At 73.9% G+C, this 26,355-nt stretch carries 28 protein-coding genes and 1 pseudogene; 2 read left to right on the forward strand and 27 right to left on the reverse strand.

The features are described 5' to 3' along the window. Positions 1-59 precede the first annotated feature (59 nt). From SM418_RS06765 to SM418_RS06825, 13 genes and pseudogenes are all read right to left on the reverse strand, one after another. Positions 60-533, reverse strand: coding sequence for a flavin reductase family protein (locus tag SM418_RS06765; protein WP_371939784.1), 474 nt, complete (start codon positions 531-533; stop codon positions 60-62). After that, positions 530-1,702, reverse strand: a complete 1,173-nt coding sequence (locus tag SM418_RS06770; RefSeq protein WP_371939785.1) for an LLM class flavin-dependent oxidoreductase — start codon at positions 1,700-1,702, stop codon at positions 530-532. The genes SM418_RS06765 and SM418_RS06770 overlap by 4 nt, the downstream gene beginning before the upstream one ends. 126 nt (positions 1,703-1,828) lie before the next feature. Then, a complete protein-coding gene (locus tag SM418_RS06775) occupies positions 1,829-3,250 on the reverse strand; it encodes an aldehyde dehydrogenase family protein (RefSeq protein WP_371939786.1) in 1,422 nt (473 codons plus the stop codon). After that, positions 3,247-4,452, reverse strand: a complete 1,206-nt coding sequence (locus SM418_RS06780) for a mandelate racemase/muconate lactonizing enzyme family protein (RefSeq protein WP_371939787.1) — start codon at positions 4,450-4,452, stop codon at positions 3,247-3,249. The genes SM418_RS06775 and SM418_RS06780 overlap by 4 nt, the downstream gene beginning before the upstream one ends. Beyond that, the gene (locus SM418_RS06785; RefSeq protein ID WP_371940125.1) at positions 4,449-4,880 is read right to left on the reverse strand and encodes an NAD-binding protein; all 432 of its coding nucleotides are present in this window, start codon (positions 4,878-4,880) and stop codon (positions 4,449-4,451) included. Before SM418_RS06785 ends, SM418_RS06780 begins: the two co-directional genes overlap by 4 nt. Beyond that, positions 4,872-5,180 (reverse strand): annotated as a pseudogene (locus SM418_RS06790) (NAD(P)-binding domain-containing protein); the annotation flags it as partial. The pseudogene SM418_RS06790 and the gene SM418_RS06785, both read right to left, overlap by 9 nt. Positions 5,181-5,349: 169 nt before the next feature. After that, the gene (locus SM418_RS06795) at positions 5,350-6,399 is read right to left on the reverse strand and encodes an ABC transporter substrate-binding protein (RefSeq protein ID WP_371939788.1); all 1,050 of its coding nucleotides are present in this window, start codon (positions 6,397-6,399) and stop codon (positions 5,350-5,352) included. After that, positions 6,396-7,211, reverse strand: coding sequence for an ABC transporter ATP-binding protein (locus SM418_RS06800; RefSeq protein ID WP_371939789.1), 816 nt, complete (start codon positions 7,209-7,211; stop codon positions 6,396-6,398). The genes SM418_RS06795 and SM418_RS06800 overlap by 4 nt, the downstream gene beginning before the upstream one ends. After that, entirely contained in the window at positions 7,208-8,044 is an 837-nt protein-coding gene (locus SM418_RS06805) for an ABC transporter permease (protein ID WP_371939790.1), read from the reverse strand. Before SM418_RS06805 ends, SM418_RS06800 begins: the two co-directional genes overlap by 4 nt. Continuing rightward, entirely contained in the window at positions 8,041-8,733 is a 693-nt protein-coding gene (locus SM418_RS06810) for a GntR family transcriptional regulator (protein WP_371939791.1), read from the reverse strand. The genes SM418_RS06805 and SM418_RS06810 overlap by 4 nt, the downstream gene beginning before the upstream one ends. 183 nt (positions 8,734-8,916) lie before the next feature. Further along, on the reverse strand, positions 8,917-9,324 hold the full coding sequence (locus SM418_RS06815) for a hypothetical protein (protein WP_371939792.1): 408 nt from the start codon (positions 9,322-9,324) through the stop codon (positions 8,917-8,919). After that, complete coding sequence (locus SM418_RS06820) at positions 9,321-10,106, reverse strand: enoyl-CoA hydratase/isomerase family protein (protein WP_371939793.1); 786 nt, start codon at positions 10,104-10,106, stop codon at positions 9,321-9,323. Before SM418_RS06820 ends, SM418_RS06815 begins: the two co-directional genes overlap by 4 nt. After that, a complete protein-coding gene (locus SM418_RS06825; protein WP_371939794.1) occupies positions 10,103-10,912 on the reverse strand; it encodes an alpha/beta fold hydrolase in 810 nt (269 codons plus the stop codon). Before SM418_RS06825 ends, SM418_RS06820 begins: the two co-directional genes overlap by 4 nt. Before the next feature lie 201 nt (positions 10,913-11,113). On the opposite strand from SM418_RS06825, the gene SM418_RS06830 reads away from it, so the two are divergent. Both SM418_RS06830 and SM418_RS06835 read left to right on the forward strand, forming a co-directional pair. Continuing rightward, on the forward strand, positions 11,114-12,280 hold the full coding sequence (locus tag SM418_RS06830; RefSeq protein ID WP_371939795.1) for an acyl-CoA dehydrogenase family protein: 1,167 nt from the start codon (positions 11,114-11,116) through the stop codon (positions 12,278-12,280). Positions 12,281-12,294: 14 nt separating this feature from the next. Then, positions 12,295-12,897 (forward strand): cysteine hydrolase family protein, encoded by a 603-nt coding sequence (locus tag SM418_RS06835; RefSeq protein ID WP_371939796.1) that lies wholly within the window; start codon positions 12,295-12,297, stop codon positions 12,895-12,897. Positions 12,898-12,967: 70 nt separating this feature from the next. Here SM418_RS06835 and SM418_RS06840 read toward each other — a convergent pair whose 3' ends face one another. The 14 genes from SM418_RS06840 to SM418_RS06905 form a co-directional block, all read right to left on the reverse strand. Beyond that, on the reverse strand, positions 12,968-13,861 hold the full coding sequence (locus SM418_RS06840) for a TIGR03564 family F420-dependent LLM class oxidoreductase (RefSeq protein ID WP_371939797.1): 894 nt from the start codon (positions 13,859-13,861) through the stop codon (positions 12,968-12,970). Then, the gene (locus SM418_RS06845; protein WP_371939798.1) at positions 13,858-14,622 is read right to left on the reverse strand and encodes an enoyl-CoA hydratase/isomerase family protein; all 765 of its coding nucleotides are present in this window, start codon (positions 14,620-14,622) and stop codon (positions 13,858-13,860) included. The genes SM418_RS06840 and SM418_RS06845 overlap by 4 nt, the downstream gene beginning before the upstream one ends. 76 nt (positions 14,623-14,698) lie before the next feature. Continuing rightward, positions 14,699-16,216, reverse strand: coding sequence for a class I adenylate-forming enzyme family protein (locus tag SM418_RS06850; RefSeq protein WP_371939799.1), 1,518 nt, complete (start codon positions 16,214-16,216; stop codon positions 14,699-14,701). A 46-nt stretch (positions 16,217-16,262) separates the two neighbouring features. After that, positions 16,263-17,132 carry an HpcH/HpaI aldolase/citrate lyase family protein gene (locus SM418_RS06855; RefSeq protein ID WP_371939800.1) on the reverse strand — a complete coding sequence of 290 codons (870 nt, stop codon included), beginning with the start codon at positions 17,130-17,132 and terminating at the stop codon, positions 16,263-16,265. Further along, positions 17,129-18,289: an acyl-CoA dehydrogenase family protein gene (locus tag SM418_RS06860; protein ID WP_371939801.1), complete on the reverse strand. Its 1,161-nt coding sequence runs from the start codon at positions 18,287-18,289 to the stop codon at positions 17,129-17,131. Before SM418_RS06860 ends, SM418_RS06855 begins: the two co-directional genes overlap by 4 nt. Further along, the gene (locus tag SM418_RS06865) at positions 18,290-18,736 is read right to left on the reverse strand and encodes a Zn-ribbon domain-containing OB-fold protein (RefSeq protein ID WP_371939802.1); all 447 of its coding nucleotides are present in this window, start codon (positions 18,734-18,736) and stop codon (positions 18,290-18,292) included. It lies immediately after the preceding gene. Further along, complete coding sequence (locus tag SM418_RS06870) at positions 18,733-19,881, reverse strand: acetyl-CoA acetyltransferase (RefSeq protein ID WP_371939803.1); 1,149 nt, start codon at positions 19,879-19,881, stop codon at positions 18,733-18,735. Before SM418_RS06870 ends, SM418_RS06865 begins: the two co-directional genes overlap by 4 nt. After that, positions 19,878-20,333, reverse strand: a complete 456-nt coding sequence (locus tag SM418_RS06875; protein WP_371939804.1) for a MaoC family dehydratase — start codon at positions 20,331-20,333, stop codon at positions 19,878-19,880. Before SM418_RS06875 ends, SM418_RS06870 begins: the two co-directional genes overlap by 4 nt. Then, positions 20,330-20,830 (reverse strand): FAS1-like dehydratase domain-containing protein, encoded by a 501-nt coding sequence (locus tag SM418_RS06880; RefSeq protein ID WP_371939805.1) that lies wholly within the window; start codon positions 20,828-20,830, stop codon positions 20,330-20,332. The genes SM418_RS06875 and SM418_RS06880 overlap by 4 nt, the downstream gene beginning before the upstream one ends. Further along, positions 20,827-22,059 (reverse strand): RidA family protein, encoded by a 1,233-nt coding sequence (locus tag SM418_RS06885; RefSeq protein WP_371939806.1) that lies wholly within the window; start codon positions 22,057-22,059, stop codon positions 20,827-20,829. The genes SM418_RS06880 and SM418_RS06885 overlap by 4 nt, the downstream gene beginning before the upstream one ends. Then, complete coding sequence (locus tag SM418_RS06890; protein WP_371939807.1) at positions 22,056-23,441, reverse strand: MmgE/PrpD family protein; 1,386 nt, start codon at positions 23,439-23,441, stop codon at positions 22,056-22,058. Before SM418_RS06890 ends, SM418_RS06885 begins: the two co-directional genes overlap by 4 nt. Next, complete coding sequence (locus tag SM418_RS06895) at positions 23,438-24,688, reverse strand: CaiB/BaiF CoA transferase family protein (protein ID WP_371939808.1); 1,251 nt, start codon at positions 24,686-24,688, stop codon at positions 23,438-23,440. The genes SM418_RS06890 and SM418_RS06895 overlap by 4 nt, the downstream gene beginning before the upstream one ends. After that, on the reverse strand, positions 24,685-25,719 hold the full coding sequence (locus SM418_RS06900; protein WP_371939809.1) for an LLM class flavin-dependent oxidoreductase: 1,035 nt from the start codon (positions 25,717-25,719) through the stop codon (positions 24,685-24,687). The genes SM418_RS06895 and SM418_RS06900 overlap by 4 nt, the downstream gene beginning before the upstream one ends. Then, positions 25,716-26,252, reverse strand: a complete 537-nt coding sequence (locus tag SM418_RS06905; protein WP_371939810.1) for a MaoC family dehydratase — start codon at positions 26,250-26,252, stop codon at positions 25,716-25,718. The genes SM418_RS06900 and SM418_RS06905 overlap by 4 nt, the downstream gene beginning before the upstream one ends. Positions 26,253-26,355 lie beyond the last annotated feature (103 nt).

A 26,355-nucleotide genomic window follows, 5' to 3' on the forward strand; every position in this document is an offset into this window, starting at 1 on the left:
TCATCGCCAACGTAAGCGGACGATCATGTATCCGTCAATACCTACCAACAAAGTAGGAATTAGCCGAGCCTCCGGAAGGCGCTGGCGTGGAAGACCAGCGGGGGGACGTCGGCCGCCGCGTCCAGGTCGTGGACGCGGAAGACGACGATGTCGTGGTCGCCGGAGCGGAACTGCTCCTCGACGGAGCAGTCGAACCAGGCGGACGCGTCGTCGACGAGCACGCACCCGTCCGCGGTCGACCGCCAGCCCACGCCGGCGAACCGGTCGCCGTCGCGGGAGCCGAGACTCCGGCCGACGTGCTCCTGGTGGGCGCCGAGCACGCTGATGCCGATCCGGGGCAGCTCGCGCAGCAGCGGCCAGGTCGTCGAGGTGTGCGCGACGCACACCGACACCAGGGGCGGGGCCAGGGACACCGGGACGAACGAGCTGGCGGCGATGCCGGCGGGCCGGCCGCCGGCCAGTCCCGCAACGACCGCCACCCCGGTCGGGTAGGCGCCGTACACCCGGCGCAGGTTCAGCCCGAGTGCCGTCATCGCGCGCCCTCCTTGGGCAGGAAGGCCGTATGGCCGGCGCCTCCGCCGGAGACGTCGTGGAACAGGCCGCGCCGGGTCAGCTGGGGCAGCACGCCCTCGCCGAACCAGTACAGCTCCTCGAGGTGGGGGTAGCCGGACAGGACGAACTCGTCGATGCCGATCTCGGCGTACTCGGCGATGCGCTCGGCCACCTCGGCGTGGCTGCCGACCAGCGCCGTCCCCGCGCCGCCGCGCACCAGGCCGACGCCGGCCCACAGGTTCGGCGCCACCTCCAGCGCGTGCGGGTCGCGCCAGGAGCCGTCGGCGCGGCTGCGCTCGTGCAGTTCGCGCATGCGGCTCTGGCCGGTGGACTCGCTGCGGGCGAGCGAGGCCTGCGCCTCGGCGACGGTGTCCTCCCCCAGCGCCTCGACGAGCCGTCCCGCCTGCCGCCACGCCTCCTCGGCGGTGTCGCGCGCGATGACGTGCAGCCGGATGCCGAAGCGCGGCTTGCGTCCCCGGGCGGCGGCGAGCCCGCGGATCCACTCGATCTTCTTCGCCACGGCCTCCGGCGGCTCGCCCCAGGTCAGGTACACGTCGGCGTGCTCGGCGGCGACCGGGCCCGCCGCGGCGGACGAGCCGCCGAAGTACAGCGGCGGGACGGGGCCCGGGAGGGTCGGCAGCCGCGCGGCGTCGATGTCCAGGTGCGCGCCGCGGTGGGTGACGGTCTCGCCGTCCCACAGCCGCCGCACGACCGACAGGAACTCGTCGCAGCGGGCGTACCTCTCGTCCTTGGACAGGTGGTCGCCGTAGGCGCGCTGCTCGTGCGCCTCGCCGCCGGTGACGACGTTGAGCAGCAGGCGCCCCGGCGCGTGCGCGCTGAACGTGGCGGCCATCTGGGCGGCGAGCGTGGGGCTGAGCAGCCCGGGGCGGATCGCCACGAGGAACGCCAGCCGCTCGGACTCGCGCGCCAGCATCGCGGTGGTCAGCCAGGCGTCCTCGCACCACGCGCCGGTGGGCGTGAGCGCGCCGGTGAAGCCGAACTCCTCGGCGGCCCGCACGATCGAGGACAGGTAGCCGATCGAGGCGCGCCGGTCGCCCGAGGCGGCCCCGGCGAGCTGGCCGTGGCCGCCGCCCACGATGAAGCGCGAGTCGCCGTAGGTGGGCAGGAACCAGTGGAAGGCGAGGGTCACGTGCTGCTTCCTTTCTCAGGGCCCGGGGAGCCCCGGCCCGATATTCCCTATTTCCTACATGCTTAGTGAGGATTGTGCGCTGCCGTCCCGCCCGTGGTCAATGTGACATTTCCGACGGGACGCCGCTCAGCGGCCGATCGACACGGTCTGCGGTCCGGTGAACTCCAGGAGGCCGGCCAGGCCGCCCTCGCGGCCGTAGCCGCTCTGCCCGAAACCGCCGAACGGCACCTCGGGCGAGTTCGGGGCGCCGTTGTTGATCCCGACGACGCCGATCCGGAGCCGCTCGGCCAGCCGGACCGCGGCGGCCACGTCCGCGCCGCACACGTATCCGCCCAGGCCGTAGTCCCACCCGTTGATCTCCTCGACCAGCGCGTCCTCGCCCGAGTACGGGCGGACGCCGACGACGGGGCCGAAGACCTCCTCGTTCCAGACGGGCACATCGCCGGGGTCCGCCACGACGGCGGGAGCGACGAAGAAGCCGGCGGACGGGACGAGTCCGTCCTGCCGGACATCGGCCCCGGAGTCGCGCGCCCCCTGGACCAGGGCGTCCAGCCGCTTCACGTGCGAGGCGTCGACCACCGGGCCGAGCGTGGTCGCCTCGTCGCGCGGGTCCCCGGCGCGCAGGGCCCGGGAGCGGGCGGTGAACGCCTCGACGAAGGCCGCGTACAGGCTCTCGTGGACGAACACGTTGTTGGCGGCGATGCAGGACGCGCCGTTGTTGCGGTACTTGGCGACCAGGAGGTTCTCCACGGCGGCGTCCAGGTCGGCGTCGGCGCGCACGACGAAGGGGGCCCGGCCGCCGAGTTCCAGCAGCGGCTTGGTGAGCGTCGCCGCCGACCGCTCGGCGACCAGCCGCCCGACCCTGGTCGATCCCGTGAAGCTGACGGCGGCCACCCGCGGGTCGTCCAGGAGCGCGTTCGTCACCTCCGCCCCGTCCCCGGCCACGGTCGTCAGCGTGCCCGCCGGGAGGAACCGTTCGAGGATCTCGGCGAAGCGCAGGCCGGACAGCGGCGTCAGCTCCGACGGCTTCAGCACGACCGCGCAGCCGGCCGCGAGCGCCGCGCCGACCTTCCGGGCCGGGATCGACAGCGGGAAGTTCCACGGGCTCACGGCCGCCACCACTCCCAGCGGGCGGTGCCCGATGAGGAAGCGGCGCTCCGCGGTCAGCCGCTGGTCGCCGTGCAGGGCGCCGGCCGCGTCCGCGAACCAGTCGAGGAAGGCCGCGGAGAAGCCCACCTCGCCGCGCGCCTCGGCCAGCCGCTTGCCGGTCTCCCGCGTGGTCAGCAGGGCGAGTTCCGCGGCGGTGCCGGGGTCGCGCAGGGCGGCGGCCGCCGCCCGCAGCCGCTTCGCGCGCTCGGCCGGGGCCGTGGCCGCCCAGCCGGGCCAGGCAGCGGCGGCGGCGTCCACCGCGGTGCGGGCGTCCACCGCGCCGGCCGCGGCGATCGCGCCGAAGGGCTCGCCGGCGGCGGGATCGACGACGTCCAGCCGCTCGCCGCCGCCGAGGGCGTCGCCGCCGAACCGGGCGCCGGGTACCGGGGTGATGCTCATGGGGTGTCCTTCTCCTTCAGGCCGGCCCGGTCCCACCGGGCGGAATGCACGGTGCGGGACGCCGCCCGCTCTTCGTCGATCACCAGGCCGAGCCCGGGGCCGGACGGGACGGCGAGCCTCCCGTCCGACGGCTCCGGCGCCGTGACCGCCAGCTCGGTGCGCAGCGGGTCGTCCCGGACGTCCAGCTCCACCCAGGCGGCGCCCGCCGCCGCGGCGACGTGCGCGGCGGCGGCGACGCCGAGCGCGCCCGAGTAGCAGTGCAGGGCGAGCGCGGTGCCGTGCGCGGGAGCGGCGCGTCCGACGTCCAGTGCGGTGGTGACGCCGCCGGTCTTGGCGGTGTCGGGCTGGATGTAGGCCACGGCCGGGGACGCCGAGTACCGGGCGAAGTCCTCCGGGGTGTACACGTTCTCGCCGGTCGCGAGGGGCATGCCGGTCCTCGCGTGCACGTCCTCCAGGTCGGCGAGGGCGTTGCCGTCCACCGGTTCCTCGCACCATCGGACGCCGTGGTCGCGAAGGATCGCGCACATCCGGACGGCCTCCCCGACCGTCCACGCCTGGTTGGCGTCGGCGAACAGCGCGATGTCGTCGCCGGCCACGGCGCGGGCGGCGCGCACGATCGCGGCGTCCCGCTCCGCACCGAAGCCGATCTTGACCTTGACCGCGCGGAAGCCCCGGGCCAGCGCGCGTTCGGTCAGCTCCTCGACCCGGTCCGGGCCGATCCCGCTGGCGTAGACGGGCACGTCACGCGGTGGCGCGCCGTCCAGCAGCGCCGCGAGCGGCCGCCGCGCCGCCTTCCCCGCCAGATCCCACAGCGCCATGTCCACGCCGCTGATCGCCTGCCACACCGGGCCGGGCGCCCCCCACTGCCGGCCGAGCGGGAGGAGCCGCCCGGCCAGCCGGGCGCGGAGCGCGCCGATCCCGGACGCGTCCGCGCCGAGCAGCAGCGGGACGACGCCCTCCGCCAGCGTCGCGACCCGTTCCCGCCAGGCCCACGCCGGATGGTTGACCCAGCTCTCGCCAATGCCGACGAGGTCACCGGACCGGATCTCCACGAGGCAGGCGCGCCGGGCGGCCAGCGCCGCGAACGACATCCGCACCGGGTCGGGCAGCGGCGCCTCCAGGACCCTGACCCGCACCTCGTCGATCGGCAGCGGCCCTTGCGGCGGCCCGTGCTGCGGCCCGTCGGGGAGCGGTTCGCTCATGCCCGCGCTTGCGCCGCGAGTTCGGCGTAGAGGCGGTGGACGGCGCCGGTGTCCTCGGCGCCGAGCCCCCGGAACAGGGCGAGGCGGTTCAGCTGGTCCACGGCCGTGGCGATGAAGGCGGGCGACCCGCTCTCCCGGGCCAGCGCGAGCGCGAGCCGGTTGTCCTTCTCCAGCAGCGCGAGCGCGAACGTCGGCGCGTGGTCGCCCTGGACGATCTTCGGGGCGAGTTCGCGGAACAGGTTGCTGACGGTCGCGGCGCCGGAGTCCGCCACCGTGCGGGCGAACACCTCCGGGTCGACGCCGGCCGCCCGGCAGATCGCCAGGGCCTCGGCGGTGACCGCGTTGATCGCCCCGAACATCAGGTTGTTCAGCAGCTTCACGACGCTGCCCGCGCCGACCTCCCCGATGCGGACGACGGCGGCGGCGATCGTCCCTTCGAGGACCGGGCGGACGCGCTCGACCGCGGCGGGGTCCCCGCCGGCCGTCAGCGTCCAGGCGCCGCACCTGTCCGGGCGGCCGAGGACGGGCGCGTCCAGGTAGGCGGCGCCCGCCGACTCCACGGCCCGCGCCGCCGCCCGCGCGCTGTCCGGGTCGATGGTGGAGATGTCGACCACGACGCCGCCCGGCCGGAGCCGCCCGGCCAGGGTCTCCTCCGCGAGGCGCACCACGTCGGCCGGTTCCGGCAGCGAGACGACCAGCACGTCGGCGCGTTCGGCGACGTCGCCGGCGTCGCCCGCCGGAGCACCCCGGCGTCCGCGGCCGCGCGGGTCCGCGCCGGGTCGAGGTCGTAGCCGTGGGTCGGGCGGGCGGCGGCCAGCCGGGCGGCCGCCCGGCCGCCCATGGCGCCCAGCCCGATCACCCCGGCGGTCGGCGCGGGAGCGGGCTGCTCGGCGGCGGTCACGCGGCCTCCTCGCGCGCGGTCAGGAAGATCTGCGGGTCGAAGTACTCCGCGGGCTTCTTGGCGTCGGGCAGCCCGCCCAGCTCGACGAAGGTGTCGGTGGTGCGGCCGAGCCAGCCCGCGGCGGTGCCGTCGGTGTAGTACTTGGCCCACTGCTCGCCGGTGAACGTCTTCTCGTATCCGAAGTTGTGCTTGAGCTGCTCGAGCGGCGCGTCGTTACGGTACGCGTGCTCGTGCACCTTCTTCAGGCTCGCGTCCGGGTCGCCCACGAGCGCCTCGTTGATCTCCAGCCAGGCGGCGGCGATCTTCTTCAGGGTGTCCTTCTCCTTGGCGTAGTAGGAGTTCCGGGCGACCCAGCCGCCGGTGATGGCCGACTGCGGGTAGTACTTCCCGGCGGAGGTGATCTTCTTGGCGCCGGGCACGTTCTCGGTCACCTGGAGGTCGAACGGCACCCAGAGCGCCACGGCGGGCACGGCGCCGCTGACGAAGGCGTTCACCGCGGCGGGCATCGGGGAGTTGACGATCGACACCTTGCCGGGGTCGACCCCCTCGGCCTTCAGCGCGTTGTGCAGGAAGACGTGCGCGGTGGTGCCCTCGGTCGTGGCCACCTTCCTGCCCGCCAGGTCTCCGATCGAGTCGATGCCCGAGTCCTTGCGCACCCACAGCTGCGCCGTGTCGTACTCGACGTCGTTGAGCAGGAACACCTTGCCCTGCCCCCGGGCGGGGAAGTTCGCGGCGACCGCGCCCATGATGGCGACGTCGATGGAACCGCCGGTCAGCGCCTGGCTCTCGGCGATGCCGGTGTCGAACTTGACCGGCTCGAGCTTCAGCCCGTGCTTTTCGAACGTTCCATTCACCTGGCCGAGCCACAGATGCGCGTCGACCGCCACCGTGTGCAGGTAGCCGACCTTGACGACCTTGAGGCCGCCGGACGACTCGGCGCCGTCCGAGCCGTCGCTCTCGAGCGCGCAGCCCGCGACGGCGAGCAGGAGGGCGAGCGCCGACAGCAGCAACGGCAGCGGCCGCCGCCCTCTCCGGGTGACGATCATGCGGGGGTTCCTTTCCGGACGGTCGAGGACTGCGACCGCAGCACCCCTTCGAGGCGGCGGCGCAGTTCGATGAACTCGGGGGTCAGCCGCGTCTCGGGCGTTCGCGGCATGTCGATGTCCACGTCCACCACGTCCCGGACCCGCGAGGGCCGCGCGGACATGACGACGACGCGGTTGGACAGGAAGATCGCCTCTTCCACGGAGTGCGTGATCAGCAGCACCGTCCTGCGTTCGGCCAGCTGCGTGGAGTGCAGCGACTCCTGCAGGAACTCGCGGGTCTGCGCGTCGAGCGCGGCGAACGGCTCGTCCATCAGCAGCAGCTCGGGGCCGGGCGCGTAGGCGCGGGCGATCGCCACCCGCTGCCGCATCCCGCCCGACAGCTCCCGGGGGTAGGCGCGCGCGAACCCGGTCAGCCCCATCAGTTCGAGGTAGCGGTCGACGATGCCGGCGTGCTCGGCACGCGGGACGCGGCACGCCTTGAGGCGCAGCCCGAACGCGATGTTGTCCGCGACGGTCAGCCAGGGGAAGATCGCGTACTGCTGGAACACCACGCCGCGCGCGGGGTCGGGGCCGGTGACCCCGGCGCCGCCGGCCAGCACGCGCCCCTCGTCCGGCGACTCGAACCCGGCGGCCATGCCGAGGAGGGTGGACTTGCCGCAGCCGGACGGCCCCACCACCGAGACGAACTCGCCCCGGTCCACCGCGAAGTCGACCCCGTCGAGCACCCGCAGGGTCCCGCCCCGTCCGCCGAAGGACTTGCGCACTCCGCGGAACGCGAGGGCCTCGGTGTTCTCGGCGCCGGACTCGCTCATCGGCCCGCCCTCTCCTGCCAGCGCGTCGCCCTCCGCATGAGCACCTGGAGCGCCCGGTCCATGACCAGCGCGACGATGCCGATGAGGGCGATGCCGACGTACACGTCCGTCATCTTCATGAAGCTGCCGGCGTCCTGGATGACGGCGCCGAGCCCCCGCTCCGCCGCGACCAGCTCGGCGGCCACCAGCGTCGCCCACGACACCCCGAGCGCGACCCGGACCGCGACGAGGAACTGCGGCACGGCCAGCGGCAGGACGCAGCGGACCAGCACCTCGGCGCGGTTCGCGCCGAGCGACCGCGCCGCCTTGACGTAGATCGGGTCGATCGAGGCGACCCCCTCGTGCACGACGATGACCGCCGTGAAGAACGAGGCGTAGACGAGCACCGACACCCGGGCCGGCTCCCCGATCCCGAAGTACACGATGACCAGCGGGATCAGCGCGATCGGCGGCAGCGCGCGGAAGAAGCCGATCAGCGGGTCGAACATCGCCCGCATCGGCCGGTACCAGGCGAGCAGGAAGCCCGCCGGGACGGCCGCCGCCGTGCCGATGGCCACGCCGAGGAACACGCGGGTGACGCTGACCCGGACGTCCAGCAGCAGCCCCTGCTCGGTGAACCCCCGCCAGGCCGCGCGGACGACCTCGTCCGGCCGGGGCAGGAGCCCGCTCGCGACGATCCCGGACCCGTGCAGCAGGTACCACGCCGCGATCAGCAGCGCGAAGCCGGCGGTCCCGTATCCCGCGCGTCCGAGGCCCTCCCGGACGCGCGGCCACCCGGGCCGGTCGCGCGGCGGCGCCTCCGCCGCCGCGGCGACGGTCGGTGCGGACGTCATCGTGCCCCTCCCCGTGAGCTCCCGGCGCCGCCGGCCGGGACGTCCCCGGAGCTCGCGATGCTCTGGCGAAGCCGGATGATGTGGGCGCGGGCCACCGCCTCCGCCCGGACGGCGTCGTGGTCCCGCAGCGCGGCGAGGATCTCCTCGTGCTCGGCGAGCGCCTGCGGCATGCCGCCCGGTGAGCGGTGCGTGGTGTCCATCGCGATCCTCACCTGGGCCTGCAGCCGGTCCAGGGGTTCCAGCAGGCGGCGGTTGCCGGCGGCGTGCCGGAGCGCCCGGTGGAACGCCTGGTCGAGCTCCATGTGCCGGGCCACGTCGCCGTCCTCGACGGCGGCGCGATGCCGGTCGAGCAGCGCGCGGAGGCCGGCCAGGCCGTCCGCGGCGATCCGCTCGGCGGCGAGCCGGGCGGCCAGGCCCTCCAGCACCTCGCGCAGCTCGTAGATCTCCAGCAGGTCGGCGGCGGTGATCCGGGCGACCACGGCGCCCTTGCGCGGGACGAACGTGGCGAGCCCCTCGGCCGCGATGCGGGCGATGGCCTCGCGGGCGGGGCTGCGGCTGACGCCCAGCCGCCGCGCGACGGCGGGCACCGAGAGCCGGGCCCCGGCCGGCAGTCTCCGCTGGAGGATCGCCTCACGGAGCCGCAGGTAGGACTGCTCCGTCAGGGCCTCCCCCAGCACGACGGGAGGCATCTCGGGAAGGCGCGACGAGTCGGGTTGCACGGAACCTCACCGGGGGGGCGGCTACATGATGCATGCAATTCAATCACCTTTTCCCATATTTTAAGTAGGAAAAGTAGGTGACGCTGGTCACAACGGCCCCGCCCCCGTGAACCACCGGCCCGGCCCGTAGGACGACCGGCGATCAGCGAACGGTCAGGGCCCCGCCGCCTCCGGCTCGGCGGGGCCTCGCATGAGCATCAGGGCCCGGGCTTCGAGGATCGCGTCCCCCGCGGCGTCGACGGCGGTCCACCGGTAATGCCGGACGACCTTGCCGCCGGAGGTCCGCTCCGAGTGGCCCGGCGCGAGCTCGACGTGCAGGGTCGTGCCCGCCTTGAGCATCTTCAGGAACCGGACCTCGCGCAGTTCGAGGAGGGCGATCGCGCGGTCGAGCAGGCCCGACTGCTCGACCAGGCCGCCCATCAGGAGGAGGACGCCCTGGCCCGGCATCGGCGCGCCGCCGCCGTCGCCGGGATGGAACAGCGGGTGGGTGTAGCCGCCGAGGCCGACGAGCCCGTCGATGAGGGGCTGGGTGATCTCGACCGGCGGCGTGCTGAACGTCATCGGCGGTTCCAGACGGGGCTGCGCTTCTCCACGTAGGCGCGGTACCCCTCGTCCGCGTCGGCGACCTCCTCGTGGAAGCGGGTGAACAGCTCGCGCTCCAGCCGCAGCCCCTCGGCCAGGGTCACGTCGGGGGCGGCGTTCAGCAGCCGTTTGATGATCGCGGTGACCGCGCGGGACCGGTCGCCGAGCGCGCCGGTGAGCCGGGCCACCTCGTCCGGGAGCTCCGCCGGCGGGACGCTGGAGAGGGCGAGGCCCCAGTCCACCATCTCGGGGCCGGTCAGCCAGCGGCCCGCGAGCAGCAGCGCGCGGGCGCGCTGGTCCCCGATCTTGCGCGGGGCGCGCTGGGACGCGCCGGCGCCGGGCACGATCCCGAAGTCGCTGTGCGTGTCGCCCACCTTCGCGTCGTCGGCCGCGATGACGAAGTCGCAGGCCAGCAGCAGTTCGAAGCCGCCCGCGCGGGCGAGGCCGTTGACCGCGGCGACGCTCGGCAGCGGGCACGCCTCCAGCCGGTCGAGGAACTCGTGGTAGCGGCGGATGAAGGGCAGGAACACCCCGGGCGGGTCCGCGAAGCACTCGCCGAGGAAGCCGATGTCCATCCCGACGCAGAACGCCCGGCCCGCCCCGGTGATCACCAGGGAGGTCAGGGAGGCGTCCCGCTCGGCGGCGTCCAGGGCGGCGTCCAGGCCGTCGAGGGTGTCCGGGGACAGGCTGTTCATCCGGTCCGGCCCGTTCAGCGTGACGGTCATGACCGTGCCGGTCACCGCCACCTCGACCCTGGTCATGAGTCCCCGTCGAGGGCGGCGGTCTCCCGGACGAACGCCAGCAGGGCCTCGGCGTAGCCGTCCGGGGCGCGCAGGTGCGGCTGCCCGGGCAGGCCGGGCAGGACGACGAGGCGCGCGTCGCGCGCCAGTTCCATCGCGATCGGGTCCTTGGGGGCGAGGATGTCGGACTCGGCGTCGAGCAGGAGGACCGGCACGTCCGCGGCGGCGAGCGCGTCGGACGGGTCGTACCGGAACGCCGCCTGGTAGCCCCACTCGTAGCGCGTCGCGACCCGCATCAGCTCCACCACGGCCAGGTGCAGCATCGCGGGCGGCAGGTCGGGCCCCCACGTGCGCAGGTAGCGCTCGACGGCCCAGCCGAACTGCGAGCCCGCGCCGTCCACCGGCGCCTCGGGCGTCCAGTTCGCGAGGAACGCGGCCCGCTCGTCGGCGTCGAACAGCGGGACGCCGCTCAGCACGAGGCCCGAGGCCGGCAGGTGGGCGGCGGCCGCGAGCGCGAGGGACGCCCCGCTGTGCACTCCGCCGAGGACGGGCCGCTCCATCCCGATCCCGGCCGCCGCCTGCGCGAGCACGCGGCCGTAGTCGGGGATCTCGAACCCGGGTCCGGGCGGCGGGTCGGACGCGCCGTAGCCGGGGGTGTCGAACGCGACCGCCCGGGCGTGCCGGCCGAGCAGGGGCAGGAGGTCCTCGTAGACCCGGGAGGAGAGCGGCGACTCGTGGAACAGGCTGATCCACGGGCCGGAGTCGCCGTTGACCCGGTAGTGGACCTGGCCCCAGTCGGTGTCGGCGTATCCGCCTCTGGTCCTCAACGCGTTCCCACCTTCACCAGCGGTCGAGCGCCCGCGTCGGTCGCGAGCGAGGGGTCGCCCGGCACCGGACCTCCACCGGGGCAAATACATCAGACATAAGGATAGCTGTGCCGGGTAAGGGCTTGTCAACGGCCTCTACCAGGCACTTGACATCCCAGATGCCATACCTCAGATTTATCGCTAACCGGCGAAGGAGAGGGCGTGCTCAGTACCAGGCCGTTCGAGGAGGCCACCGAACGCGGCGACCTGCGCGAGATGGTCGGGACGCTGCTCGCCCGGGAACTGCCCCGCGAGCGGGCGCTCGCCGCCGACCGGGACGGCGCCTTCCCCTCCGCCGCCTGGTCCGCGCTCGGCGCGGCCGGGCTCCTCGGCCTCGGCGGCGCGGAGTCGGCGGGCGGAACCGGCGGGACGGCCGGCGACGCCGTCGCCGTCGTGGAGGAGATCGCCCGCGTCCTCCCGAGCCTCGCCGTCGACTACGTCCTGTGCGGCATGGCCATGCGGATGCTGGCCGACGTGACCGGTACGGCGGCCCGCTCCTGGCTCCCCGAGATCGCGTCCGGCGAGATGATCTGCTCGTTCGGGATGAGCGAACCCGACGCGGGCACCGACCTGCTCAACCTCCGCACGTCCGCCCGGATCGAGGACGGCCGCTGGGTGCTGCGCGGGCAGAAGCTCTGGATCTCCCTCGCGCACGAGGCCGAGATCGCGTTCACGGTGTGCCGCACCGACCCGCCCGAGGAGGGCGGGCGGGCACGCGGCCTCAGCGTGATCGCCGTCCCGCTGGACCAGCCGGGAGTCGCCGTCCACCGCGTCCGCCTCGCCGGGATGCGCGCCGCGGGCACCTGCGAGATCTCCTTCGACGGCGCGACCGCGCCGCTCGGCAACCTCGTCGGCGAGCGCGGCCGAGCGATGTCGCTCCTCGGCCGGACGCTGGACGTGGAGCGCGTCCTCGCCGCCGGCCTCAGCCTCGGCATCGGGCGCGCCGCTCTGGACCTGCACCTCGCCCACCTGCGCGAGCGCGAGGCGTTCGGCGGCGCGATCGGCCGGTTCCAGGCCCTCCAGCACGCCGCCGCCGACTCGATCGCCGACCTGTCGGCGTCCCGCGCGCTCGTGGACACCGCCGTCCGCGCCATCGAGGACGGCCGGCCGTCGACCGCGCTGACCGGGATGGCCAAGCTCGTCGCCGCCGAGTCGACCGCCCGCATCGTCGACCGCGGCATGCGCGCGATGGCGGCGCAGGGCCTCGCCGAGGAGTCGGCGATGCAGATGTACTTCCGGGACGCCAGGCTCCAGCTGTTCAGTCCCGTGAGCAACGACATGATCCGCAACATCCTCGGCGAGTCGCTCGGGCTCCCGAGAAGCTACTGAGTCGGGGGGTCCGGGTGGACATCACGCGAGAGAACACCGCGCTGCTGGTGGTCGACATGCAGAACGGCTTCACCGAGGCCAAGGGGTCGATGGCGGCGGTCGGCCTGCCGCACGAGGAGCTGCGCCGCGCGATCCCGGGCTGCCGCACGCTGATCGACGCCGCCCGCGCGGCCGACGTCCCGGTGATCTACACTCGGTACGTCTTCCAGCCCGGGTACGCCGACGGCGGCGTGCTGCCGAACCACATCGTCCCGGCGATGAAGGAGGTCGGCTCGCTCGCGGCCGGCAGCTGGGACGCGGAGATCATCGACGAGCTGGCGCCCGCCGAGGGCGAGATCGTCATCGACAAGTCGCGGCCCAGCTCGTTCTACGGCACCCGGCTGGAGCCGGTGCTCACCAACCTCGGCATCCGCTCCCTGGTCATCTGCGGGGTGACGACCAACATCTGCGTCGAGACGACGGCGCGGGACGCGGGCCAGCGCGACTACTTCGTCCACGTGATCGCCGACGCGACCGCCGAGTTCGACAAGGCCCGGCACGAGCACGCGCTGACCGGCATCGGCTTCCTGTTCGGGTGGGTCGACTCGGTGGCCGACGTCCTCGCCGCCTGGCGCTGACCCCCACGATCGACCCGCGGCGCGCCGTCCCCTCTTCAGCAGCCGAGAGGGACGGCCGCCGCGGGTTCCGTCAGCGGGCGAGGCCGGCGACCAGTTCGCGGGCGGCCGCCCGCTCGCCGTCCGTGCCGAAGATCTTGGCGGCGAAGGTGGTCACCCCGAGGCCGGCCAAGGCGCGGATCTCGCCGGCCACCGTGCCGGCGTCGCCGATCAGCGCCAGCCGGCCCGGCGTCGCGCAGCCCTCCCGGTCCAGCATCGCCCGGTAGGACGGGAGCGTCCCGTACCACTCCAGTTCCGCCTCCGCGACGGCCCGCGCCGCGGGGACGTCGTCCGTCACGCACACCGGGAGCGCGGCGATGATCTCCGGATCGGGGCGGCCGGCGCGGGCGGCGGCGCGGCGCAGCGTCGGCACGGTGAGTTCCCGGAGGGTGCGCGGTCCGACCATCCAGGTGATCGTGCCGTCGGCCAGCGCGCCGGTGGCCTCCAGCATCCGGGGACCGAGCGCGGAGACCAGCACCGGCGGAACGGGCGCGCCGGGGATGTCCAGGTCGCCGCGGGCGGTCAGCACCTCCCCCCGGAAGCGGACGCGCTGGGCCAGCGCGCCGTTGAGGGCCTCCAGGTACTCGCGCATGTAACGGACAGGCCGGTCGTACGGCATGCCCCAGCACGGCTCCACGACGGACGGGTGGGACGGGCCGATGCCGAGCGCGAGCCGTCCGCCCACGAGCAGGTTGGCGGTGAGCGCCTGCTGCGCGAGGGCCATCGGGTGCCGGGGCTGGACGGGGACGACGGCCGTGCCGACCCGCAGTCCGGGAAGGTCGCGGGCGACGGCGCCGATCACCGTCAGCGTGTCGGTCCCGAACGCCTGCGTCAGCCAGTAGCTGTCGACCCCGTCCCGCGCCGCCGCGCGCAGGTCGGCGGCGGTGCGCTCGATGCTCCCGACCCGGTCGAAGATCCCGATCTTCACGAGCCGCCGCCGGGCGGTGCGTCGCGGAAGGCGAGCAGGTCGCGGCCGGACGCGCGCATGAGCAGCGCCAAGCCGAGCGCCTCGGCGCGGGCGCGCTGGTCCTCGACGGCCGTCCAGACGGTCTCCAGGCTGGCGGCCAGCAGATCGGAACGGTGCCGGGCGACCACGTGCGCGATCTCCAGGGCGCGCGGGACGAGATCGGCCGGCGGTACGACCTCGGTGACGAGCCCGAGCTCGCGGGCCCGCTCTGCGCCCAGCCGGTACGCGCGCCCGCTCGTGACCATGCGCAGGACCTCGGTGAGCGGCAGCCGGCTCAGCAGCCCGACCGCCTCCACCGGGTTCGCCAGCCCGACGTCGATGTGGGTGTCGAAGAACGTGGCGTTGTCCGAGCAGAGGACGATGTCGCCGTCGTTGACGAAATGCCATCCGCCGGCGCAGCAGTGCCCGTTGACGGCGACCACGACCGGCTTGAAGACGCGCAGGTCGCGGGAGGTGAGCGCGACCCGCCCGTCCTCGTCCAGGGACGGGCTGGCGACGCCGCCCGCGAGGGCGTCGTCCACGTCGAGCCCAGTGGAGAAGCTCCGGTCGCCCGCGCCGGTCAGCACGGCAACGCGCAGCTCGCCGTCGTCCCGGAAGGCCCGCCAGACCTCCCGCAGCTCCGCCACCATGCGGCGGTCGTAGGCGTTGAGCACGCCGGGACGGTTCATGACCACGATGAGGACGGGCCCGTCGCGGGAGACGTCCAGGGTCTCGTACGTCATGCGGAGCCCCCGACGGCCGGCGTCGCGTTGCCCGCCGCGGCGGAGCCGGAGCCGAGGGGGCGGCCGGGCATGGCGCTCACTTCCCGTAGGTGTCGCGGATGACCCGCTTGAGGATCTTGCCGTTGGCGTTCTTCGGCAGCTCGTCCACCTTCTCCCACACCTTCGGCGTCTTGTAGCCGGCGAGCCGCGCGCGGACGGCGGCCTCCAGGGAGCCGAAGTCGACGTCGCGGCCGGGGCGCGGGACGACGAACGCGCCGACGGTCTCGCCCCACTTCTCGTCGGGAAGGCCGACTACGGCGACCTCCGCCACCCCGTCGCAGCCGATGAGGACGCCCTCGATCTCCCGGGGGTAGATGTTCGCCGCCCCCGAGATGATCATGTCCTTCTTGCGGTCGACGATGGTGATGAAGCCCTCCTCGTCCCGCACGGCGACGTCCCCCGACGACAGGTAGCCGTCCGGCCTGATCGCGGCGGCGGTGGACTCGGGGTCGTCCAGGTAGCCGATCATGTTGTACGGCGAGTACCCGAACAGCTCCCCCGGCTCGCCCGGCCCGACCTCGCGGCCGTCGTCGTCGAGCAGCTTCACGTCGGTCATGAACCAGGGGTGCCCGACCGACCCGGCCTTGCGCAGCGCGTCGGCGGGGCGCAGGTCCGTCACGACGCCCGCCTCGGTGGACCCGTACAGCTCGTGCACGCCGACGTGCGGGAACGTCTCGACCACCCACTCCTTCAGCGGGACCGGCAGCGCGGCGGCGTTGAAGTAGAGGGTCTCCAGGCTGGACAGGTCCCACTTGCGCGGCGACTGCTCCATGACCTGCCGCAGCGTCAGCGCGTGCGTCGGGACAAGGAAGATCGTCTGCAGCCGGTCGCGCTCGATCATGTCGAGCAGCCGCTCGGGATCCCAGCGCGGCAGCATGGACGTCCGGCCGCCCATGAACGGGCCCGCGTAGGCGAAGCAGAACCCCGCGCCGAGCGCCATCGGCGCGACCGCGGCGGTCCGCTTGCCGGGGCCGAGTCCGTAGTCGACCGCGCAGCCGAACATGGTGAGCACCCGGGACCGGTGGGTGAGCAGCGCGCCCTTCGGCTGCCCGGTCGTGCCGGAGGTGTACTGCACGCAGAACGGCTCCGTCTCGGCGACCTGGACGCGCGGGTCCACCGACCGCGCCCCGGCGAGGGCCGTGTCGTAGGGGCGCCCCCAGGCCCGCGAGCCGACGGCGAGCGCCAGCGGCAGGTCCTCGACCAGCTCGGGGACGTTCGCCTCGAACACCGCGTCGGCGACCAGGCCGGACGCGCCCGACCGGGTGATCAGCGAGCCGTGCTCGGCGGCGGTGCCGCGCGGGTTGAGCGGGACCATGGCGACGCCCGCCTTCGCCGCGCCCGCCGCGACCTCCACGTACTCCAGCTGGTTCCCGAGCAGGACGGCGACGCGGTCGCCGGCGCGGAACCCGGCGTCCACCAGCAGGCCGGCGAAGCGGTTGCTGCGGTCGTCCAGCTCGGCGAAGGTGAGCCGCCGGTCGCCGTCGATCAGCGCGGTGGCCCCCGGCGTGCTGCGCGCGAACTCGCGGATCCCGCTGGCGATGTTCATCTGTGCCATGGCTGCCCGTCTCTTTCCCTCGCGTGCCGAACTCGGGCTCTCGTCGTCATCTCGCGGCGGCGCGGCCGGCGGTGGCCAGCGTGCGGCGGGCCAGCCGGATCACGGCCGCGTCGATCAGCCGTCCCTCGGCGTCCAGCGCGACGCCGGCTCCGGCCGCGGTCGCCGCCTCGAACCTCGCCAGGAGGTCCTCGGCCCGCGCGACCTGCTGCTCGGACGGAGTGAACGCCTCGTGCACCACCGGTATCTGCACCGGGTGGATGCACGCCCGCCCCACGAAGCCCTGCCGACGGACCCGTTCGGTGGACTCCGCGAGCGCCACCGGATCGGCGGTGATCGTCGACACCGGGCCGACCGGCGGGTGGATGCCGGCGTCGGCGCTGGCGAACACGGTCATGCTCCGCGCGAACAGCAGCTCCGTCTCCTCGGGCCCCGGATCGATCCCGGTGTCGGCGGCCAGGTCGACCTCGCCGATCTGGAGCCGGTGGACGCGGCGCGCGCGGGCGATCTCCCGCACGTCCAGGACGGCCCCGGCGGTCTCCAGCAGCGGCATCAGCAGGGTGGTCGCATCGCCGAGATCGTCCAGCGTCCCGGCGACCGCGGTGACCTGCCCGGCGCTCTCGGCCTTGGCGAGGACGAGCCCGGTCAGCGCGGGCAGCCCCGCGAGCGCCCGCACGTCCGCCTCCCCCGCCGCGCCGCCGTTGATCCGGACCCACAGCTCGGCGCCGCCGGCGGGAAGGCCCGAGCGCAGCCAGCCGGCGACCGCGCGGCGCGCCGCGTCCTTGCCGCCCGGCGGGACCGCGTCCTCCAGGTCGACGATCAGCGCGTCGGCGCCGCGCGCCAGCGCCTTGCCGAGCTTGTCCGGGGCGTTGCCCGGGACGTAGAGGTAGCTGCGGGGCAGCCGGTCCGGGACGGTCACCGCACGACCGTCTCGCCGCGCAGCAGGGACTTGGCCACGACCGTCCGCAGGACGTCGTTCGTGCCCTCCCCGATGCTCATCAGGATCGCGTCGCGGTAGAGCCGCTCGACCTCGTACTCGGTCGAGTAGCCGTAGCCGCCGTGGATCTTCATGGCGTCGATCGCGGCCTGCAGCGCGACCTCCGAGCAGAAGATCTTCGCCATCCCGGTCTGGCCGTCGGCGCGGCCCCGGCGGACCGCGTCCGCCGCGAAGTAGGCCATCAGCCGCGCGGCCTGCAGCTGGGTCGCCACCGTCGCGAGCTGGAGCTGGACGGCCTGGAAGTCGCCGATCGGCTGCCCGAACGCCTTGCGCTGCCCGGCGTAGGCGAGCGCCTCGTCGTGGGCGCGCTGGGCGATGCCGACCGACCGCGCGGCGATGTTGACCCGGCCCCATTCCAGCGCGGACAGCGCGTGCTGCATGCCCTTGCCCTCGACGCCGCCGAGCAGGTTCTCCCTCGGCACCCGCACGTTGTCGAGGACGATCTCGCAGGACTCGGTGCCCTTGTAGCCGAGCTTCGGGATGTCCTTGGTGATCTCGTAGCCGTCCGAGCCGGCGTCCACGAGCAGGACGCTCATGCCCCGGTGCGCCGGGGACGCGGACGGGTCGGTCTTCACCAGCACGGGCAGCGGGTCGGCGTGCCGCGCGTTGGTGATCCACATCTTGGTGCCGTTGACGACGTAGTGGTCGCCCTCCAGCCGGGCCGTGGTGCGGATGCCCTGCAGGTCGGTGCCCGCGTCCGGCTCGGTGAGGCCGATGCCGGTGCGGCGCGCGCCCGTCGCGAGATCCGGCAGGTATTTGCGCTTCTGCTCCTCGGTGCCGCGCATGGCGATCATGCGGCAGGCCAGCGAGTGGCTGCCGAGGATGCCCGCGATGCCCATCCAGCCTCGCGCGATCTCCTCGAAGACCAGCGCGAACGAGACTGGGTCGAGGTCGAGTCCGCCGTACTCCTCCGGGACCGTGATCCCGAACAGCCCCATGTCCCGCATGCCCTTGACGATCTCGGTGGGGTAGCGGCCGGAGTGCTCCCAGTCCCGCGCGACCGGGATGATCTCCCGGTCCACGAAGTCGCGCAGCACGGCGCGGAACTCGCGCTGGTCCTCATTGAGCTGGAAATCCACTTAGCTGCCTTTCTCGGTGTCGTGGGACGGCCCGGCGTCCGGGACGAACACGGGGAGGGCGCGCCCGTCGTCGAGGTCGACCCAGGCGACCCGGACGGGGTCGTCGATGCGCCAGGCGTCCGGTTCCCGCTCCTGGAGCCGGGTGAGGAGGACGGCCCCCTCGGCCAGCCGGACGCGGGCGATGACGTAGGGGACGGCGAGGTCCGGGCGCGGGGCGCGATGCACGACCGTGAAGGAGTCGACGATGCCCCGGCCCTCGGACGCGGCCCAGTCCAGCTCGTCCGATCCGCAGCGGACGCAGAGCGCGCGCGGCGGATGCTGAACGCGCGGGACGCAGCGCGGGCACGTCTGGAGCACCAGCCTGTGCTCCCTGGTGGCCTCCCACCACGGGGCCGTGATCTCGTCGGGCGCGGGGACGTCGGGCGCGAAGCCGTCGGAGCCGGTCATCGGTCCACCCCCAGGACCACCGTGGCGTGCGTCGACAGGATCCCGCCGGTGCCGTGGGCGACCGCGAGCCGCGCGCCGGCGACCTGCCGGTCCCCCGCGTCGCCGCGCAGCTGCGCCACCGCCTCGACCAGCAGGAGGACCCCGAACTGGCCGGGGTGGCAGTAGGACAGCCCGCCGCCCGAGGTGTTGAGCGGGAAGTCGCCGCCGGGACGGATCCGGCCGCCGGCGATCCAGTCCAGCGCCTCGCCCCGCCCGCAGAAGCCGAGCGACTCCAGCGTCAGCGCGACCGTGATCGTGAACGAGTCGTAGACCTGCACGACGTCGATGTCGGCCGGGGCGACCCCGGCCCGCCCGAACGCGTCGGCGCCGGAGCCGACCGCCCCCGTGACGGTCAGGTCGGGGACGGCGGTCATCGAGGTGTTGGTCGTGCGCTCCCCGTACCCGAGCACCTCGACGGGCGTGCGGCGCAGGTCGCGGGCCCGTTCCAGGGACGTCAGGACGATCGCGCCGCCGCCGTCGGTGACCAGGCAGCAGTCCAGCGCGGTGAGCGGGCTGGAGATCGGCGCGGAGCCGAGCACGTCCGCCGCGGTGAGCGGGCCCTTGCCGTAGCGGAACGCGACCGGGTTCAGCAGCGCCCACTCGCGCGCCGCCACCGCGATCTCGGCGAGCTGCTCGCGCGACCCGCCGTAGGCGTGCAGGTACCGCTGCGCCGCCATCGCGTAGTACGACAGCGGGTACAGCGGCCCGTACGGCGTCTCGAACTGCGCCTCGGGCGTGTGGTCCTCGACCACCCCGCCGAGCGAGCGGGACCGGGCCGACCGCTGGTTGGACGCGAAGCTGATCACGACCGTCTCGGCCTGGCCCGCCTGGATGGCCTGGGTGGCGCGGGCGACGAACATCTCGAACGCGGAGCCGCCCGCGTACGTCGAGTCCGTCCAGCGGGGCTCGATGCCGAAGTAGTCGGCGAGCTGGGTCGCCGAGAACCGCGACACCCCGGTCGTGGCGATGCCGTCGACGTCGCCCGGGACGAGGCCCGCGTCGTCCAGCGCCCGCTTGACCGCCTGCGCCTGGAGCCCGAGGATCGACCGGTTCGTCACCCCGAGGTCGCACTCGGCGGCGCCGGCGATCGCGACGCCCGTGCTCATGGAGCCCCCGCGGAGCCGGGCCCGTCGGCCGTGCCGAGCAGGACGCGGGCGCGGGCCGGCGCCACGGCGACGCGGTCGGCCGCGCCGTCGTCGCCGACCACGACCACCCGGAGGTCGAGGTCGAGGAACCCGTCGCCGGCCTCGGTGACCGTCCCCTCGCAGCGGACGGTCTCCTCGGCGAACACCAGCGCCCTGAAGCCGAACTCCAGCTCGCGGACGAAGCACCGCGGCCCGAGCCAGTCCTGGATCTGCTCGACCAGCAGCGCGCCGAACACCTGGCCGTCGACGACCACGCCGGGCAGCTTCGACGCCTTCACGAACTCGGTGTCGTAGTGCAGCCGGTACCAGTCCCAGGTGGCCCCGGCGTAGGCGATCATGTCCGGGAGCCCGATCCGGCGCTCCAGCGGCGGGACGACGTCCCCGGCCTCGTGCGCGGCCTTCGCGGCGGTCATGCCCCCACCTCCAGCGAGACGAAAATGATCGTCTCCTCGTTCTCCGCGAGCGTCTCCCCGTCCTGCTGCGTGTAGGTCGCCCGCGACGTGATGATCAGCATCTCCGCGCCCGCCCGGTTCGTCTTGCCGGCGACGTCGGTGATCTCCCAGGTGGCGGTGACGACATCGGACGGCAGGATGCGGCGGTGGAAGACGTAGCGGTTGCCGCCGCGCACCTTGCGGGTGCCGGGGATCTCGATGCCCCAGTTGTGGCCCGCGTCGCCGTCCGGCCCGATCGGCAGGTTCGCGTACTGGTTGGTCTCGCAGATCAGCGTGGGCGGCGCGGTCACGTCGGCCAGCCCCTGCGCCCGCGCGTACCCGGGGTCGGAGTAGAGCGGGTTGTGGTCGCCGATCGCCAGGCCGAAGTAGCGGCCCGCGGCGGCGCCCATCGGCTCGGGCGCGGTGTAGGCCTTCGTCCGGCCGACGAGCGCCCGGATCTCCTCGGTGAGCAGCGTCATGAGGCGTCCTTCACGGTCGCGGCGCCCTCGGGGTACAGGGCGGTCGGGAACACTTCGAGGAGGAACTCGGGGCGGAGCAGTTCCTTGCAGATCGCCCCGGTCGAGGCGGGCCAGGGCGGCGACAGGAGCCGTTCCCGGACGGGTGCGACGGCCCGGTAGTCGCGCAGCGCCGACTCGACGCAGAACTCGATGGTGGACAGCAGGTCCGCCGGGCCGAGGCCCGCGTACTCCAGCAGGTGCAGGACGGCGCCGTAGGTGGCCTCGGCCTGCGCCCCGATGTCGCCGGGGTGCAGCGCCTTCTGCGTCTCCATGTCGAGCGCCGCGAACCCCGACATGAACAGCGTCCGGCCGGCCCGGACGCCCGGCGCGTAGGTCAGCGTGTCGTAGCGGGACCAGCCCGGGTTGACCAGCTCCAGCGGATGCCGGGACGCGGTGACGTCGATCGCGACGAGCGCCTCGGGATGGTGCAGCCGGCTCATCAGGATGCCGCCCGCCCCCGGGTACACGCCGGCGCCGCCGAGCCGCTCCTTCCGCACGCGGTGCGTCTTGCGGTACACGTCGCGGCTGCCGGGCGTCGAGTAGTCGTAGGTCGTCACCGCGTTGTCGAGCGACAGGCCCGCCTTGCGGAGCAGGACGTCCGCCTGGTCGAGGCAGTAGGCGTACTGCCCGACGAAGTCTCCCGGGCTGACGATGTCGCCCGACTCGTCCAGCGGCACCATCGTCGGCAGGTGCACGGTGCCGTCGTGGCCTTCGCGGACGGGCGAGGGCGCCCAGGTGCCGGCCTCGCGCCGCTCGCTCGCCGCGAGCAGTTCGGCTCCCCCGCCCCGCACGGCGTGCATCTCGATCTCCAGCAGCGCGGCGGAGCGGACGAGGCGCTCCACGACGACGGTCGTCACCGTGGGCTCGTGCGCGCCGAAGACCTCCTTGCGGATCGCCGCGGCGGCCTCGTAGTCGGCGAGCCCGGCGACCGTGACGTTCTCCGTCACGTGCACGACGTCGCCGGGCCCGTACCCGGCGGCCTCGATGATCGTCATGACCTTCCGGTAGGCGATGCGCGCCTGCTCGGCCATCGTCCCGGAGACGGTCATCTTCCCGACCGCCTCGTCGTGCGCGGCGGCGGTGTGCCCGGACGACCACGCGCCGCCGTCCTCGGACAGGCCGAGGCAGAACGTGAACCCCTCGTAGGGGAACCACGGGAACTCGGCGGGCTTGATCGCTTGCAGTGTCATCCGTTCTCCTGCTGGGTGAGCTGGGCGAGCCGGGCGGCGGCCCGCATGACGGCGGCGGCGTCCGGCTGCTCGCCGAGCGTCTCGACGAGGTGCGCGAACTCCCGCGCCTCCGGCTCCGGGACGCCGGCGTTGCCGGTGAACTTGGCGAGCAGCGACGCGCGGCTGAGCGGGAAGTCGCCGCCGCCCTCGCTGCGCGGCACCGAACCGGTCACCTCCCGGCCGTCGGTCAGCGTGATCGTGACATGGCCGGGCGCGTCGGCGGCGACGACGCCGGGGCCGCCGGCGACGTCCCAGCGCACGCGGGCGGCCAGCCGGGTCACCTCGGGCCGGGCGATCGAGTCCGGCTCGAAGGTCTCCAGGGTGAGCCCCCGGTCGGCGATCAGCGCCGCGACCGTCCAGGGCAGCGAGAACTTCGCCGCGTACGGGCTCGCGGGACGGGTCAGGTCGCGGGAGGTGTCGCAGACGACGGGCGCCGAGTCCGGGTGGACGCGGGCGTGCACGCCCGCGACGTCGCCGGGGCCGAACCGTTCGCGCGCCATCGCGTCCAGGACCGCGCCGATCGTGGCGTGCGAGAGCTGGCACGCCGCGTACGGCTTGATCCCGATCCGGGTGGTCTCCCACCGCTCGCCGAGCCCGTCCAGGATGGACGCCGGGTCGGCCGGGTTGGCGGAGAGGGCGTCGAACACGCCGTGCGGGCCGTCGAAGACGGTCTCGGGGCCGGTCGCGCCCGCCGCCGCCAGCCGGGCCGCGGTGATCCCGGACTGCGACGCGAACCCCGGGTGGAGCTGCTTCGTCGACGCGCCGGTGCCGAGGAAGGCGAGCAGGCCGCCCGCCTGGCTGCCCGCGATCCCGAGCGCGTTGGCCGCCCGGTCGGCGTCCAGGCCGAGGAGCCGCGCCGCGACCAGGGCCGAGGAGAACACCCCGGCGACCATCGTCGCGTGCAGGCCGCGCGCGTGGAAGCCGTGCGGCGCGGCGGCGGCGACCCGGCAGGCCGTCTCGTACCCGGCGACCGCCGCGGTGAGGATCTCCCGCCCGGGGGCGCCGGTCTGCTGGCCGACGGCGAACGCGGCGGGCAGCACCACCGCGGTAGCGTGCACCAGCCCGCCCGCGTGCGTGTCGTCGAAGTCGAGGGCGTGCACGAGGGTGCCGTTCGCGAGCGCGGCGGCGGGCGCCGACAGCAGGTCGGCGGAGCCGAGCAGCGCCGCCTCCGGCGGGCCGCCGAGCCCGCGCGCCACCTCGATCGCGGGATCGGCCGCGCCGGTCCGCAGCGCGCCGAGCGCGGTGCCGAACCCGTCCAGCAGGTGCCGGGTCGCGGCCGCCTCGGCCTCCCGCGGCACCCGGTCCAGGCCGAGCGCCCAGCCCGCCAGCTCCCGTGCGATCATCGCGACGCCGCCTCCGCCTCGCCCGCCGCGGTCTCGGCCGGCTCGGCGGCCTCGCCGAAGGCTCCCCCGGCCCGCAGTTCCGCCACGGTGGCGTCGTCATACCCGGCGATCTCGCGGACCACCAGGTCGAAGTCCTCGTTGCGCAGCGGCGCCCGGCGGTACTCGGGCCGCTCGGAGCCGACCCGGACGGGCGAGGCGAGCTGCTCGACCGTCCCGAAGCGGGGATGCTCGGTCGTCACCCGCAGCCCGCGCGCCTTGGTGTGCTCCTCCCGCATGGCCTGCTCGACGTCGTTGATGGGGCCGCAGGGGATGGCGGCCGCGTACAGCTCGGTCAGCCAGGCGTCCACGGTGCGCTGCCGGAAGATGTCCTCCAGGAGCGGGAGCAGCGTGTCCTTGTTGCGCTGCCGGTCGGCGAACGAGCCGTACCCGGACTCGGGCTCGGCCCACTCGGGGTGGCCCACGACGGAGGCCAGCCGCGTCCAGAACTTCTCCTTGGCGCAGCCGACGATGAACCAGCCGTCGCTCGCCTCGAACGCCTGGAACGGCACCAGCGACGGGTGCGCCGAGTGGCTGGTGCGGACCGGTTCGAACCCGGCGTTCAGGTGCCAGGTCGCCGGGTAGGTCAGCAGCCCGATCGCCGTGTCGTACAGGCTGACGTCGCAGTCCATCCCGACGCCGTCGCGGCGCGCCGCGTGCAGTCCGGCCAGCAGCGAGATCGCGGCGACGAACCCGCCGGAGTAGTCGACCAGCGACAGCCCCGACTTGGTGGGCGGCCCGTCCGGCTCGCCGGTCAGGTCCATCCATCCGGCGAGGCCCTGCAGGACGTAGTCGTAGCCGGGCTCCTTGCTGCGCGGGCCCGTCATGCCGAACCCGGTGAGCGAGCAGCACACGATGGCCGGGTTCAGGTGCTTCAGGTCGTCGTAGGTGATGCGGATCTTCTTCGGGACGTCGCCGCGCAGGTTGGAGTAGACGACGTCGGACACCTTCACGAGGTCCTCGAACACCCGGCGGCCCGCGTCCGTGGACAGGTCGAGGGACAGGCTGCGCTTGTTGCGGTTGAACGTCTCGAAGAACAGCGAGTCCTCACCCTCGCCGTACGGGGGGACGTAACGGCCGACGTCGCCGCCCGACCGCGGCTCCTCGATCTTGATCACCTCGGCGCCGAGGTCGGCGAGGTGCACGCTGCCGAACGGGCCGGCGCCGTACTGCTCGACGGCGATGATGCGGACGTCTTCCAGCGGTTTCACGAAGCACTCCCGGTGAGGTCGGGCAGCAGCGCCAGGAGCTCGTCCTGGGCCGCGCGGGTCTCGGCGGCGGTGAGGCCGTGGGTCGGCGGGCTGAGCTTCACCGAGTCGGCGAGGCCCGCGTAGCCGGCGACGCGCTCGGCGACCTCGTCGCGCCCGCCGGCCATCGTGAGCGCGTCGATCATGTCGGTGGAGACCGTCTCGGCGAGATGTTCGGCGCCGGTCCCGTTCCGGAACGCGTCGATGACGGCCTGCTGCTGCTCGGCCAGCCCGTGGAAGGCGAAGAAGTCGGTGTAGGTGCGGACGCTGGCGTAGAAGCCGACGAGCCCGGACACGCGGCGCAGCGCGGTGGCGCGGTCGCCCGCGACCGAGCAGCAGGCGGACACGACGACGTCGAGGTCCTCGCGCTTCTTGCCCTCGGCGCGGCCGATCCCGGTCTCCAGCTCCGGCAGCACCCGCTCGGCCAGGTAGCGCGGCGAGCACAGCTCGTGGCTGATCCAGCCGTCGCCGATCGTCCCGGCGAGGCGCGTCATGGCCGGGCCCATCGCGGCGAGGTAGACGGGGATGCGGGTCCGCTGGACACCGAAGGGGCGCTGGTAGCCGCGGATCCGCATCGGCTCCTCCTCGCCCGGGAGGTCGATCGGCTCGCCGGTCGTGCAGGACTCCCAGAACCGGCGGACGTTCCGCACGGTCTCCCGCATGTGCCGGACGGGCTTGCCGAACGGGACGTTGTGCCAGTCCTCGTTGAGCCGCTGGACGCCGGTGCCGAGGCCGAGGACGAAGCGCCCGCCGGACAGCTCGTCCAGGTCCAGGGCCTCCAGCGCGGTGGTCATGGGACTGCGGGTGAACGCGAGCGCGATCCCGGTGCCGATCCGGGCCCGCTCGGTCGCGGCGGCGAGCGCGGCGGCGGCGACCGTGGCGCTGCGGTGCAGCTCGGGCACCCAGATGACCTCGGCTCCGGCCGCTTCGGCGCGGCGCGCCGCGTCGGTCAGCTCGGCCAGCGTCTCGCCCCAGGGAGCGAAGGTGATCCTCATCCGCGCTCTTCCTCGCCGTCGAGGGTCAGCGGCTTCTTCGCCTCCGGGAACAGGTCGTTCAGCGGCTCGGCGCCCCGCTTGTAGACGTAGAAGGTGCGGCGGAACGTGCAGACCTCGTCGCCGTCCTGGTTGAGGGTGCGGGTGCGGATGGTGACGATGCCGGCGTGCGGGCGGCTCGACGACTCGCGCTTCTCCAGCACGATCGACTCGCTGAACAGGGTGTCGCCGGCGAACACCGGGTGGGGCAGCTTGATGTCCTCCCAGCCGAGGTTGGCGAACGCGTTCTGGGTGGTGTCGATGACGCTCTGCCCCACCGCGATCGCGACGGTCAGCGTGGACACGACCAGCGGCCGGCCGAACTCCGACTTCGCGGCGTACTCCCCGTTGAAGTGCATCTGGTTCGTGTTCATCGTCAGCAGCGTGAACCAGGTGTTGTCGCTCTCGGTGACCGTGCGCCCGAGGGGGTGCCGGTAGACGTCACCCACCTGGAAGTCCTCGTAGAACCGTCCGTTCCACCCGTCCTTGAGCGTCATGGCCGCCCTCTCGCATCGCACTGGTCGGTTAAAGTCAGACATATAGATTCTAGGGTACGGCGGGGTTCCTTGTCCAAGCTCCGCGACCGTCCGGACCGACTCG

The sequence above is a fragment of the Actinomadura chokoriensis genome (assembly GCF_041463665.1).
Classification (GTDB): Bacteria; Actinomycetota; Actinomycetes; order Streptosporangiales; family Streptosporangiaceae; genus Spirillospora; species Spirillospora chokoriensis_A.

Bases quoted from the DNA above. Each gene is read 5' to 3' on its own strand.
- SM418_RS06820 (WP_371939793.1), bottom strand. From the start codon at position 10,106: ATGACCAGGGTCGAGGTGGCGGTGACCGGCACGGTCATGACCGTCACG.
- SM418_RS06900 (WP_371939809.1), bottom strand. From the start codon at position 25,719: ATGAGGATCACCTTCGCTCCCTGGGGCGAGACGCTGGCCGAGCTGACC.
- SM418_RS06805 (WP_371939790.1), bottom strand. From the start codon at position 8,044: ATGACGTCCGCACCGACCGTCGCCGCGGCGGCGGAGGCGCCGCCGCGC.
- SM418_RS06780 (WP_371939787.1), bottom strand. From the start codon at position 4,452: ATGAGCGAACCGCTCCCCGACGGGCCGCAGCACGGGCCGCCGCAAGGG.
- SM418_RS06795 (WP_371939788.1), bottom strand. From the start codon at position 6,399: ATGATCGTCACCCGGAGAGGGCGGCGGCCGCTGCCGTTGCTGCTGTCG.
- SM418_RS06775 (WP_371939786.1), bottom strand. From the start codon at position 3,250: ATGAGCATCACCCCGGTACCCGGCGCCCGGTTCGGCGGCGACGCCCTC.
- SM418_RS06800 (WP_371939789.1), bottom strand. From the start codon at position 7,211: ATGAGCGAGTCCGGCGCCGAGAACACCGAGGCCCTCGCGTTCCGCGGA.
- SM418_RS06865 (WP_371939802.1), bottom strand. From the start codon at position 18,736: ATGACCGGCTCCGACGGCTTCGCGCCCGACGTCCCCGCGCCCGACGAG.
- SM418_RS06875 (WP_371939804.1), bottom strand. From the start codon at position 20,333: ATGACCGCCGCGAAGGCCGCGCACGAGGCCGGGGACGTCGTCCCGCCG.
- SM418_RS06870 (WP_371939803.1), bottom strand. From the start codon at position 19,881: ATGAGCACGGGCGTCGCGATCGCCGGCGCCGCCGAGTGCGACCTCGGG.
- SM418_RS06850 (WP_371939799.1), bottom strand. From the start codon at position 16,216: ATGGCACAGATGAACATCGCCAGCGGGATCCGCGAGTTCGCGCGCAGC.
- SM418_RS06905 (WP_371939810.1), bottom strand. From the start codon at position 26,252: ATGACGCTCAAGGACGGGTGGAACGGACGGTTCTACGAGGACTTCCAG.
- SM418_RS06810 (WP_371939791.1), bottom strand. From the start codon at position 8,733: ATGCCTCCCGTCGTGCTGGGGGAGGCCCTGACGGAGCAGTCCTACCTG.
- SM418_RS06880 (WP_371939805.1), bottom strand. From the start codon at position 20,830: ATGACGCTGCTCACCGAGGAGATCCGGGCGCTCGTCGGCCGGACGAAG.
- SM418_RS06885 (WP_371939806.1), bottom strand. From the start codon at position 22,059: ATGACACTGCAAGCGATCAAGCCCGCCGAGTTCCCGTGGTTCCCCTAC.
- SM418_RS06815 (WP_371939792.1), bottom strand. From the start codon at position 9,324: ATGACGTTCAGCACGCCGCCGGTCGAGATCACCCAGCCCCTCATCGAC.
- SM418_RS06890 (WP_371939807.1), bottom strand. From the start codon at position 23,441: ATGATCGCACGGGAGCTGGCGGGCTGGGCGCTCGGCCTGGACCGGGTG.
- SM418_RS06845 (WP_371939798.1), bottom strand. From the start codon at position 14,622: ATGACGTACGAGACCCTGGACGTCTCCCGCGACGGGCCCGTCCTCATC.
- SM418_RS06765 (WP_371939784.1), bottom strand. From the start codon at position 533: ATGACGGCACTCGGGCTGAACCTGCGCCGGGTGTACGGCGCCTACCCG.